We start from the raw sequence: 9,905 nt of genomic DNA on the forward strand, positions 1-9,905 counted from the left end.
GCGAGCCCTTCGCTAGGCGGTCACTTCGTCCGTGCCGTCGTGTCCCGGTCGGCGCGCCTCCGTCGGGCGCGTGCCGACGACTCCCGCAGCACGCGGGCGTGCGTCACGTAGCGCTCGTACCACTGCTGCGCCAACGGGTTGCGCGCACGCACCTTGTCGAGCCAGTGCGGTGCGATCCGCTCGTGCAGCCACAGGAAGCCGATGGCCCAGCCGAAGCTGACGATGCCCTGGTAGGCCAAGAAACCGAGCACGTCGTCGGGCGGGGTGAACCCGCCGCCGAGCAGGAAACCCGTCGAGGTCTCCGCCACCAGCCTGGCCGCCGGGAACCCCACCAGCCAGTACAGGGCGGCCGGTGCGAACACGCCGAGCCGGAACCGCCCGCCGCCGACGAGCAGGCCGAAGCCGCCGCCGAGGAGCCCGAGCGGCACGGCCATGGCCAGCGCGGTGGCCGCCGCCCACGCGGCGGGATGGCCGACGAACGCCGACAGCGCCCCGGCGATCAGGCCGCCGACCGCGCCGACGACGGCGCCCGGCACCGCCAACTCCAGCCGGTCGCGCATCACCCCACCACCACGCCGAACCGGAACAGGCTGTAGATCAGCATGCCGAGGTAGAACACCGCGCCGAACCCGATGATCAGGTTGGTGAGCAGCCTGGGCCGGATGGGTTTGGGCAGCATGCGGTTGTTCACCAGCAGCAGGACGACGCAGTAGGCGCCCATGGCGAACGTGGACAGGAACGCGAGGATGTCGAGGATCGCGCCTGGTCCGTCGGCGGGTCCGAACAGCAGGATGACGATGCCGAACGCGATGACGCCCCACAGGAAACCGGCGTAGAGGTGGGACATGCGGAACCGCTTCGCGCCGGGCACGAAGTGGTAGGTCATGTCGGCCTGGCCGCGGGAGAACGAGTCGAACAGGCCGAGGGTGGCGTTGAGGCCGATGAGCGCGATGAACCCGAGGAACACGCCACCGAGGACGGGGCCGCCCGCCGCGGCGAACGAGTCGGACATGGCGTTGAGCGCGGCTTCCCGCTCCCCCGCGTGCAGCAGCGCCTTGACGTCGGGGCTGGTTCGGCTGGCGGCCTGCGCCAGCACCGTGAACGACACGGTGACCAGCATCGTGACGCCCCAGAACAGCAGCAGCGCGTCGAACGTGACCCAGCGCCGCCACCCGCGCCACTTCGCCATCTCGGCGGGGTCGTCGGTGTCGAACATGAACCCGCGCGCGGGCATGGCCTCTTCCTCGCCGGCGTGGCGCAGGCCGCGGATGCGGGGGATGTGGGCGCCCATCCCGGCGCCGCTGTCGCGCAGGTGCAGCGTGTACCACATCTGCTGCATGCCCGACGGGCCGGCGAACGCGATGGAGCCGACGATGATCGGGAACCAGGCCGCGCTGAGCGCCTCGGGCGGCAGGTAGCCGAAGTGGAACATGCCGGTGATGGTGGACACCACGTCCGACCAGGTGCCCACCATCGCGGCTACTACGGCGGTGCCGACCACGAGCAGCCCGATGAGCAGGGACAGCACGTTCTCCAGCAGGTTGTAGATCACCTTGGCCATGCTGAACAGGACGCCGACGAGGATCAGGCCGACGCACGCCGACACGGTCCACGGTATGCCGGTGAGCTCCTCCAGGGCGGCGGCCCCGGCGGAGAGGTGACCGGGCCAGACGTAGACCAGGATCGCGACGGTGAAGAAGAACCACATGATCGGTTTGAACACGCGGGCCGCGCCGAAGAAGATGCTCTCACCGGTCGCCATCGCGTAGCGGGCCATCTCCAGCATGACCACGGCCTGCAGCGTCACGCCGATGAGGAACAGCCATCGGATCTCCGGGCCGAACAGCAGCACCAGCCGCGGCCACATGTAGGACTCGCCCATGCCGACGCCGAGCGCGACGAGGAACACCGTCGGGCCCAGGATGTGGATGGAGGGCGGGGCGTCGGGCAGTTTCCTGATGGGCATCGCTTCCAGCCGCCCCGCCCGCCACACGCGTTCCTCCGGCGGAGGTGCGGTGACGTCCGCGCCCGACCGCGGTTCGGCGGGTGAGTTGGGTGTATCCACAACGGACCTCCCGGTGAGTTACAGCGTTCTAAAGGCGGGGCTCCCCCTTCACAGCAGCCCGGCGGAGCGGGCCCAGCGGTACTTGGCGCCGAGCACGGCGACCGGCTTCTCCGTGGTGTACGGGTAGGCGACGATGCCGTCCCGGTACAGGTGTTCACTGGCTTCTTCGACTTCCACGTCGCCGGAGAGTGAGGCGACGACGGGCTTGTGGATCCCCTGGTCCCGGTAGTGCCGGACGACCTCGACGACGAGCTCGGCGAACACCATCGGCGGGGTGACGATGGTGTGCCAGTAGCCGAGGATCAGGGCGTGCACGCGCTCGTCCTCCAGGCCGAGCGCGATGGTGTTGCGGTAGGTGGACGGTGGTTCGCCGCCGGTGATGTCGACGGGGTTGCCCGCCGCGCCGAACGGCGGGATGAACTCGCGGAACGCCGCGTCCAGGTCGGACGGGATCTCCATCAGGGAGAGCCCGTTGTCGACGCACGCGTCGGACAGCAGCACGCCGGAGCCGCCCGCGCCGGTGATGATGACGACGTTCTCGCCCTTCGGCGCCGGCAGCAGGGGCACGCCGCGCGCGTACTCCAGCATGTCGTTGAGGCCGGGCGCCCGGATGACGCCGCTCTGCCGCAGGATGTCGTCGTAGACCTTGTCGTTGCCGGCCAGTGCGCCGGTGTGGGAACTGGCGGCTTTCGCGCCTTGGGCGGTGCGGCCGGCTTTGAGGACCACGACGGGCTTCTTCGCCGACACGCGCTTGGCGGTCTCGGCGAACGCGCGGCCGTCCTTGAGGTCTTCCAGGTGCATGGCGATGAGCTGGGTGTTCTCGTCCTGCTCGAAGAACGTGAGCAGGTCGTCCTCGTCGATGTCCGCCTTGTTGCCGACACCGACGATGGAGGACACGCCCATCCGGGCGGAGCGGCTGAACCCGAGGATCGCCATGCCGATGCCCCCGCTCTGCGAGGACAGGGCGACCCCGCCCTTCACGTCGTACGGGGTGCAAAACGTAGCTGAAAGGTTTTCGGGTGTGTAGTAGTAGCCGTAGATGTTCGGGCCGAGGATGCGCACGCCGTGCTTGCGCGCGATGGCCACGACCTCGTGCTGCAACTCGTGGTTGCCGGTCTCGCCGAAGCCGGACGGGATGAGGATCGCGCCCGCCACGCCCTTCGCGCCGACTTCCTCGAGCGCGGCGGGCACGAACTTCGCCGGGATCGCGAACACCGCCACGTCCACGTCGCCGGGCACGTCCGCGATGCTGCGGTAGGCCTTGCGATCGAGGATTTCGTCCGCTTTGGGGTTGATCGGGTAGATCTCGCCCCGGTAGCCGCCGTCGACCAGGTTGCGCATCACCGAGTTGCCGATCTTGCCGGTCTCGTTGGACGCGCCGATCACGGCGACCGCGGCCGGTTTCATGATCCGGTTCATCGAGGCCAGGATGTCCTCCTGGCTGAACCTCACCGGCTCGCGCGCGGCCTCGTGGTCGACGAGGATCCGCACGTCGACGGCGGTGGCGCCGTCCGGTGTGGCCAGCACCGGGTTGAGGTCCACCTCGGCCAGCGCCGGGAAGTCCGTGACCAGGTCGCCGACCCGGCGGATCAGGTCGGCGAGCGCGTCGCGGTCGGCCGGCGGCGCGCCGCGCACACCGCGCAGGATCTCGGCCGCGGCGATGCCGTCCACCATGGACGCGGCCTCGGCGGCGGTGGTCGGCGCGAGGCGGAACGTGACGTCCTTGAGCACCTCGACCAGGACGCCGCCCAGGCCGAAGGCGACGACCTTGCCGAACGTCTCGTCCGTGGTCGCGCCGACGATGACCTCGTGGCCGGAGGTCATCAGCCGCTGCACCTGCACGCCGACGATGTCCGCGTCGGCCTGGTAAGCGACGGCGTTGGCGATGATCGTGTCGAAGCCCGCGGCCACCTCCTCGGGCGTGGCCAGGCCGACGAGCACGCCGCCCGCCTCGGTCTTGTGCAGGATGTCCGGTGAGACGATCTTGAGCACGACCGGCAGGCCGATGTCGGCGGCCAGCGCGACGGCCTCGTCCCGCGAGGCGGCCAGGCCCTCGGCGGGGGTGGTGATCCCGTAGGCCTCGCACACCAGCCTGCCCTCGGGCGCGGTCAGCGAGGCGCGGCCCTCGGCGGTGACCGCCGCGATGATCCGTTCGACCGCTGCCCGGTCGTAGTCCGGCATGACGTCTCCTTGGGTTGATCGCGGTCGGTGGTCGGGTCCCGTCCGGATTGCGGGTGTGGGGGTGCGGGTGAGTGGGGTGGCGGGCGCGGCTCGACCTCAGATCGCGCCCATCGCCTTGAGCTTGGTCAGCTGCTCGGGCAGGTAGCCGAGTTCGGCCAGCACCTCGCCGTTGTGCTCGCCGAGAAGCGGTGAGCGCTGGACGTCGACCGGCGAGTCGGACAGCTTCAGGGGGCTGCCCACGGTCTTGTAGGCGCCGCGCTCGGGGTGCTCGACCTCGACCACGGTGCCGAGCTCGGCCAGCGTCTCGTCCTCGATCAGCTCGCGGGTGGACAGGATCGGGCCGCACGGGATGTCGTGGGCGTTGAGCGCGTCCATCACTTCCCACTTGGTGTGCCGCTCGGTCCACTCCTCGATCAGCGCGAACGCCTTGTCGAGCTTGTCCAGCCGGGCCTCCGGGGTGGCCCAGGCGGGGTCGTCGGCGAGCTCGGGCTTGCCGATCAGCTCGGTGATCGGCTGCCAGCCGACCGGCTGGATGATCACGTAGATGTAGTCGTTGGGACCGCCGGGCGCGCAGCGCACCGCCCAGCCCGGCTGCCCGCCGCCGGAGGCGTTGCCCGACCGCGGCACCTCGTCGGCGAACGTCTCGTTCGGGTACTCGCCGAGCGGGCCGTGCGCGAGCCGCTGCTGGTCGCGCAGCTTCACGCGGCACAGGTTGAGCACCGCGTCCTGCATGGCCACCTGCACGCGCTGGCCGCGGCCGGTGGACGTGCGCTGGTAGAGCGCGGCGAGGATGCCCGCGACCAGGTGGATGCCGGTGCCCGAGTCGCCGATCTGGGCCCCGGTGGCCAGCGGCGGGCCGTCCTCGAAGCCGGTGGTGCTCATCGAGCCGCCCATGGCCTGCGCGATGACCTCGTAGGCCTTGAAGTGCGCGTACCGGCCCGCGCCGAAGCCCTTGATCGACGCGTAGACCAGGCCGGGGTTGAGCTCCTGGAGCCGGTCCCAGGTGAACCCGAACCGGTCGACCACGCCGGGGCCGAAGTTCTCCACCAGCACGTCCGCGGTGGTGACGAGCTGGCCGAACACGGCCTTGCCCTCGTCGCTCTTCATGTTCAGCGTGATGCTGCGCTTGTTCGCGTTCAACATGGTGAAGTACAGGCTGTCCACACCGGGCAGGTCGCGGAGCTGGCCGCGGGTGATGTCGCCCCGGCCCGGCGCCTCCACCTTGATCACGTCCGCGCCCAGCCACGCGAGGATCTGCGTCGCCGACGGTCCGGATTGGACATGCGTCAGGTCCAGGACCCGGACGCCGTCGAGAGCCTTGCCCATGGCACGTCCTCCTTTGACTGTGGTGTGTGCTCGCTGTTCCGTGCTGGCCGGCTGGTGTGTGCTGGCCGGCTGGTGTGTGCTGGCTGGCTGGTGTGTGCTGGCTGGCTGATGTGTGCTGGCTGGCTGATGTGTGCTGGCTGGCTGATGTGAGCCGGCTGTGGGTTGGTTGAGAGGGAGGGCTCCCCGAGCAAACTCCTTGGCGTATAACGGGAGCGTTACTTGTACATGGTCTGGTTCATGGTTCCGGGCGCGTAGGCGTCGGGGTCCACCCAGACGTTGATCAACGACGGCAGGCCCGATTCGCGGGCGCGCCGGAGGGCCGGCCCGATGTCCTTGGGGTCGCGGACCTCTTCGCCGTGACCGCCGAGCATCCGGGCGAACTCGTCGTAGCGGACGTCCCCGAGGGTGTTGCCGACCCGCTCGCGCGCCACGCCGTACTTCTGCGCCTGGCCGTACCGGATCTGGTTCATCGACGAGTTGTTGCCGACGATGCCGACGAACGGCAGGTTGTAGCGCACCAGCGTCTCGAAGTCCCAGCCGGTGAGGCTGAACGCGCCGTCGCCGAACAGCGCCACCACCTCCTTGTCCGGCCGGGCCAGCTTGGTGGCCAGCACGAACGGCACGCCGACGCCGAGCGTGCCCAGCGGACCGGGGTCCATCCAGTGCCCGGGCGACTTCGGCTGCACCACCTGGCCGGAGAACGTGACGATGTCGCCGCCGTCGCCGATGTAGATCGAGTCCTCGGTCAGGAACTCGTTGATCTCGTGCACCAGGCGGTAGGGGTGGATCGGGGTCGCGTCGGAGAGCAGCTGCGGCAGCCGCTTCTCGCGCGCCTTCTCCTCGACGGCCTGGAGTTCCTCCAGCCACGGCTTGCGGGCCACCGCGCCGTTGTCCGTGCGGCCCGAGGCTGCCCGGGTGACCGCGTCGAGGACCAGGTTCGCGTCGCCCACGATGCCCAGGTCGATGTCGCGGTTCTTGCCGACGGTGCGGTAGTCGAGGTCGATCTGGACGACGGTGGCCTTGGCGGACAGGCGGCGGCCGTAGCCCATGCGGAAGTCGAACGGCGTGCCGACGATGACGATCACGTCGGCGTTGTCGAACGCGTACCGGCGGGACAGCTGGAAGTGGTGGGGGTCGCCGGGCGGCAGCGTGCCGCGGCCCGCGCCGTTCATGTACGCGGGGATGTTGAGCGCGCGTACGAGCTCGATCGCCGAACCGGTGGCGCGGGTGGTCCACACTTGGCTGCCGAACAGGACGACCGGCTTCTTCGCGTGCACGAGCAGGTCGGCCAACCGATCGACCGCCGCCGGGTCGCCCGCGTTGCGGGTGGACGCGCGGTAGCGGCCGGCTTCCGGGATCCGCGCCTGGTCCACGCGCACCGACGCGTCCAGCACGTCGCGCGGGATCTCCAGGAACGACGGGCCCGGCGCGCCGTTGAACGCCTCGCGGAACGCCATCGACACCAGGTCGGCGATGCGCGCGGTGGACGGCACGGTCGCGGCGAACTTCGTGATCGGGGTCATCATGTCGACGTGCGGCAGGTCCTGCAGTGAGCCCATCTTGTGCTGGCTCAACGCGCCCTGGCCGCCGATCAGCAGCATCGGGCTCTCCGCGCGGAACGCGTTCGCCACGCCGGTGACCGCGTCGGTCGTGCCCGGACCCGCGGTCACCACGGCGCAGCCCGGCTTGCCCGTGACGCGGGCGTAGGCGTCGGCGGCGTGCGCGGCCACCTGCTCGTGCCGCACGTCGATCACCGCGATGCCCTCGTCCACGCAACCGTCGTAGATGTCGATGATGTGGCCGCCGCACAGGGTGAAGATCGTGTCGATGCCCTCGGCCTTGAGGGCCTTGGCCACCAGGTGCCCGCCGGAGATCAGTTCCGGGCCCGTGTCGGCATCTCCCGCCGGCCCCGCGCTGTCGCCCGTGGCGGCCTCGGTCGCTGTCCGCGCCATGTGCTGGTCAACTCCTTCGATCGCGGTCGGCCCGCCTCTCCAGAGGTGGGGTCCCGACCCTGGAACCGGCCCGGTTGTAGATTGCATACCGTATGGGGTAGCCCATATAGTTACGCCTTGTTCGCGCCGATGTCCAGAGCTCGCAACGATCGGGCCTTCAGCGCCCGCCATCGGCGCCCCACCGCGCGGAGAGGACCTTCTGCCGTGGATCTGCACGAACACCAAGCCAGGGACCTGTTCGCGGCGCACGCCGTCCCGGTGCCGCACGGCCTGCTCGCCGTGACACCGGACGAGGCGCACGCCGCGGCGACGTCGATCGGCGGGACCGTCGTGGTGAAGGCGCAGGTGAAGACCGGCGGCCGGGGCAAGGCGGGCGGTGTGAAGCTCGCCCGGACGCCGGAGGAGGCGCGGGAGGCCGCGTCCGACATCCTTGGGATGGAGATCAAGGGGCACGTGGTGCGGAAGGTGCTCGTGGTCGAGGCGAGCGACATCGCGGAGGAGTACTACTTCTCGTTCCTCCTGGACCGGGCGAACCGGACGTTCCTCGCGATGGCGTCGGTCGAGGGCGGCATGGACATCGAGGAGGTCGCGGCCCGGCGGCCGGACGCGTTGGCGCGGGTGCCGGTGACGTCGGTGGACCTGGCCGTCGCGCACGAGATCGTGACGGCGGCGAAGTTCCCGCCGGAGGTGGCCGATCGGGTCGCGGACGTGATCGTGAGGCTGTGGGAGGCGTTCGTGGCGGAGGACGCCACGTTGGTCGAGGTGAACCCGCTGGTGCGGACTCGGTCGGGTGACGTGCTCGCGGTGGACGGGAAGATCACGCTGGACTCGAACGCGGGGTTCCGGCACCCGGAGCACGAGGGGTTGGCGGACGGGTCCGGGGAAGATCCGCTGGAGGCGGCGGCGCGGGAGCGCGGGCTCAACTACGTGAAGCTGGACGGCCAGGTCGGCGTGATCGGGAACGGGGCCGGGCTGGTGATGTCCACATTGGACGTCGTCGCGTACGCGGGCGAGCGGCGTGGAGGGGTGCGGCCGGCGAACTTCCTGGACATCGGCGGCGGCGCGTCCGCGCAGGTCATGGCGGACGGGCTGGACATCGTCCTGAACGACCCGGACGTGCGGTCGGTGTTCGTCAACGTCTTCGGCGGCATCACGGCGTGCGACGCGGTCGCGGACGGGGTCGTGGCGGCGCTGGGGATGCTCGGTGACGCGGCCACCAAGCCGTTGGTGGTGCGGTTGGACGGCAACAACGTGGAAGAGGGCAGGCGGATCCTCGCCGAGGCCGCGCACCCGTTGGTGACCGTGGTGGACACGATGGACGACGCGGCCGACAAGGCCGCCGAACTCGCTGCGCCGGAGGTGTGAGGTGGCCGTCTTCATCACGTCGGGAACTCGCGTGATCGTGCAGGGCATGACCGGGGCGGAGGGCGCGAAGCACACCAAGCGGATGCTCAAGGCGGGCACCCGGATCGTCGGCGGGGTGAACCCGCGCAAGGCCGGTGAGGTCGTCGACTTCGACGGTCACGTGCTGCCGGTGTTCGGCGGTGTGGCGGAGGCGATGGCGGCGACGGGCGCGGACGCGACGGTGGTGTTCGTGCCGCCCGCGTTCACGAAGGACGCGGTGATCGAGGCCGTCGACGCCGGGATCGGGTTGGCGGTCGTGATCACGGAGGGCGTGCCGGTGCACGACACCGCGGCGTTCTGGGCGCACGCGGTGGCGTCGGGCGGTCGGACGCGGATCATCGGGCCGAACTGCCCCGGGGTGATCAGTCCGGGCAAGTCGAACGCCGGGATCATCCCGGATGACATTTGCGGACCCGGGCCGATCGGGTTGGTGTCGAAGTCGGGGACGTTGACGTACCAGTTGATGTACGAGCTGCGGGACGTCGGGTTCACGACGGCGGTGGGGATCGGTGGCGATCCGGTGATCGGGACCACGCACATCGATGTGCTGGCGGCGTTCGAGGCGGATCCGGAGACGTCGGCGATCGTGATGATCGGTGAGATCGGCGGGGACGCGGAGGAGCGCGCGGCCGAGTACATCAGGTCGTCCGTGACGAAGCCGGTGGTGGCGTACGTGGCCGGGTTCACGGCGCCGGAGGGGCGGACGATGGGGCACGCGGGGGCGATCGTGTCCGGGTCGACAGGGACGGCGCAGGCGAAGAAGGAAGCGTTGGAGGCGGTGGGGGTTCGGGTTGGGAAGACGCCCAGTGAGACGGCGCGGTTGTTGCGGGAGGTGTTGGGTTAGGCGATCGAAGGTGTTCGGGTTTCAGAGCGTTAAAGACTGTCCTCGCCGGACGGGCAGATCAGCAGGATGACGGCGGGGTGGGTGGTTCGGCGGCGGGTCCGTTGTGGTGCGGGTTTCGTGTCATCCCACCGAC

At 70.1% G+C, this 9,905-nt stretch carries 7 protein-coding genes; 2 read left to right on the forward strand and 5 right to left on the reverse strand.

Translation table 11 applies throughout. The features are described 5' to 3' along the window. Nucleotides 1-20: 20 nt before the first annotated feature. From AB0I91_RS34670 to AB0I91_RS34690, 5 genes are all read right to left on the reverse strand, one after another. The gene (locus AB0I91_RS34670) at nucleotides 21-560 is read right to left on the reverse strand and encodes a hypothetical protein (protein ID WP_498773969.1); all 540 of its coding nucleotides are present in this window, start codon (nucleotides 558-560) and stop codon (nucleotides 21-23) included. Next, entirely contained in the window at nucleotides 560-2,065 is a 1,506-nt protein-coding gene (locus AB0I91_RS34675; protein ID WP_499640674.1) for an Nramp family divalent metal transporter, read from the reverse strand. Before AB0I91_RS34675 ends, AB0I91_RS34670 begins: the two co-directional genes overlap by 1 nt. Before the next feature lie 48 nt (nucleotides 2,066-2,113). After that, entirely contained in the window at nucleotides 2,114-4,246 is a 2,133-nt protein-coding gene (locus AB0I91_RS34680) for an acetate--CoA ligase family protein (RefSeq protein WP_499640676.1), read from the reverse strand. 96 nt (nucleotides 4,247-4,342) lie between these two features. Further along, nucleotides 4,343-5,572 carry a formyl-CoA transferase gene (gene frc, locus AB0I91_RS34685; protein ID WP_499615041.1) on the reverse strand — a complete coding sequence of 410 codons (1,230 nt, stop codon included), beginning with the start codon at nucleotides 5,570-5,572 and terminating at the stop codon, nucleotides 4,343-4,345. A 215-nt stretch (nucleotides 5,573-5,787) separates the two neighbouring features. After that, complete coding sequence (locus tag AB0I91_RS34690; RefSeq protein WP_499640678.1) at nucleotides 5,788-7,524, reverse strand: thiamine pyrophosphate-binding protein; 1,737 nt, start codon at nucleotides 7,522-7,524, stop codon at nucleotides 5,788-5,790. Nucleotides 7,525-7,728: 204 nt separating this feature from the next. On the opposite strand from AB0I91_RS34690, the gene sucC reads away from it, so the two are divergent. Together sucC and sucD are read left to right on the forward strand one after the other, a co-directional pair. Continuing rightward, complete coding sequence (sucC, locus tag AB0I91_RS34695; protein WP_499640680.1) at nucleotides 7,729-8,889, forward strand: ADP-forming succinate--CoA ligase subunit beta; 1,161 nt, start codon at nucleotides 7,729-7,731, stop codon at nucleotides 8,887-8,889. Between the two features lies 1 nt (nucleotide 8,890). Further along, the gene (sucD, locus tag AB0I91_RS34700; RefSeq protein WP_499640682.1) at nucleotides 8,891-9,772 is read left to right on the forward strand and encodes a succinate--CoA ligase subunit alpha; all 882 of its coding nucleotides are present in this window, start codon (nucleotides 8,891-8,893) and stop codon (nucleotides 9,770-9,772) included. The last annotated feature ends 133 nt before the right edge of the window (nucleotides 9,773-9,905 follow it).

This window comes from Actinosynnema sp. NPDC049800, assembly GCF_040656635.1.
Taxonomy (GTDB): Bacteria; Actinomycetota; Actinomycetes; order Mycobacteriales; family Pseudonocardiaceae; genus Actinosynnema.